General features: G+C 75.0%; 1 protein-coding gene and 1 riboswitch. The gene reads right to left on the reverse strand.

Features of this window, described 5'->3' with window-relative positions; genetic code table 11:
- Positions 1-229: 229 nt before the first annotated feature.
- Positions 230-358: riboswitch (SAM riboswitch) on the reverse strand.
- Between the two features lie 45 nt (positions 359-403).
- Positions 404-1,339, reverse strand: coding sequence for a glutathione S-transferase C-terminal domain-containing protein (locus MTQ10_RS30405; RefSeq protein ID WP_247473921.1), 936 nt, complete (start codon positions 1,337-1,339; stop codon positions 404-406).
- Between the last annotated feature and the right edge of the window lie 83 nt (positions 1,340-1,422).

Here is a 1,422-nt window from a genome sequence, read left to right on the forward strand (position 1 = left end):
TGTCTCTCCATTTCTATCGTCGGCGGCAGCGTCATGTGTGTATAAGAGACAGGAGCGGGGCCGTGCGGAGCGGGGCGTGAGCGGGTGCTGTTCAGCCCCGGCGGCGGGCACGGCCCGGAGCGGTACACAGGGCGCTGTTCACGCGGAGCAGGTCGACGGCACGGTCGGCGACCAGGAGGTCAGCGGCTGCGTGCATGTCGTCACCGTCACCAGTTCCGGCCCGTGGCGGGCCTCGGGCTCACCGGAATGCATCCGGTCCGGTCGTCGTCCGGGGCACCCCATCGCGCTGCGAGGGCTGCCGGTCGGCCGGTCGGGGCAAGGGCCTGTCCTTCGGAGCCTGTCACTGGCGCTCTTGACCGTTCAGGGCCGGGGCGGTCATTGAAGACGATCATTCGAACGGGTGTCAACGGCGGTCCGCCTGCCGGGACGCGCAGGCGGACCAGTCGAGGATGCGGACGCCCGCGCCGGCGGCCTCCTGTCCCCGGCAGTGGGCGCGGTGGCGGCGGGCGATGCCGTCGAGGTCGAGGTGGCGGGCGAAGGCGGGGTGCGCGGTGAGCCGGCGGGCGTGGGCCCACAGGCGGGGGTGGGCGGCGATGCGGCGGACGGCGTCGGCGTCGAGGTGGTGGGTGTGGACGGTGTCGAGCTGGACGAGGCTCACCCAGACGGCGATGTCGGCGGCGGTGAGCCGGCCTCCGGACGTGAGCCCGCCTCCGGCGAGACGACGCTCCAACTCGCCGAGTGCGTCGAGGAGTTCGGTGAGGGCGGCGGCACGTTCGGCCGGGTCGGCTTCGGCGGTCCCGGCGCGCTGCGCGGCGCCGCCGATGCCCTGCTCGCACAGGCGCTCGACGGCCTCGATGTCGGTCTGCTCGTCCTCCGGGCAGAGGGCCGGCCTGCCGTGTCCGAGCCGGCGGTCGAGGTCGCGCAGGATGTCCGGGGCGTGGGTGCTGACGATACGGCCCAGCCAGTCGTCGGCGAGGACGGGTGCGAGGGCGGGCCCCGCGTAGTGGTGGGCGCTCGCCTCGTACAGCGGGCGCAGGGCGCTGTGGCCGCCGTCGGGGCCGTCGGGCACGGCGGGCAGGAAGGTGGCGGGACAGTCGCGGTCGAGGCCGAGGAGGCTGTGCGCGACGGCGAGACGCAGCCCTTCGGGACAGGCGGTGGACAGGTACAGCCGGTAGCGGCGGGGCGTGGCGTAGTGCCCGCTGCGGGCGTCCCGGCCGATACGGCCGCGGAAGACGGGCGCGGGGCGGGCCGCGCTGATGCGCACGGTCGGCGGAGCGGGGGTGGCGGAGGCGGTGGTGGCGGATACGGCGGATACGGCGGATACGGCGGACGCTGTCATGTCTCTCCCGGTGAGCTGCGCGCACGGGCGGCGCGACGGTGGCGACGTGTGGGCAGGGGCCGATCCGCACCGGCGGGTGGCGG

The sequence above is a fragment of the Streptomyces sp. XM83C genome (genome assembly GCF_023072675.1).
Taxonomy (GTDB): Bacteria; Actinomycetota; Actinomycetes; order Streptomycetales; family Streptomycetaceae; genus Streptomyces; species Streptomyces thermocoprophilus.

What these genes read in the sequence shown, in the direction of transcription:
- MTQ10_RS30405 (WP_247473921.1), bottom strand. Translation starts at nt 1,339, where the DNA reads ATGACAGCGTCCGCCGTATCCGCCGTATCCGCCGTATCCGCCACCACC.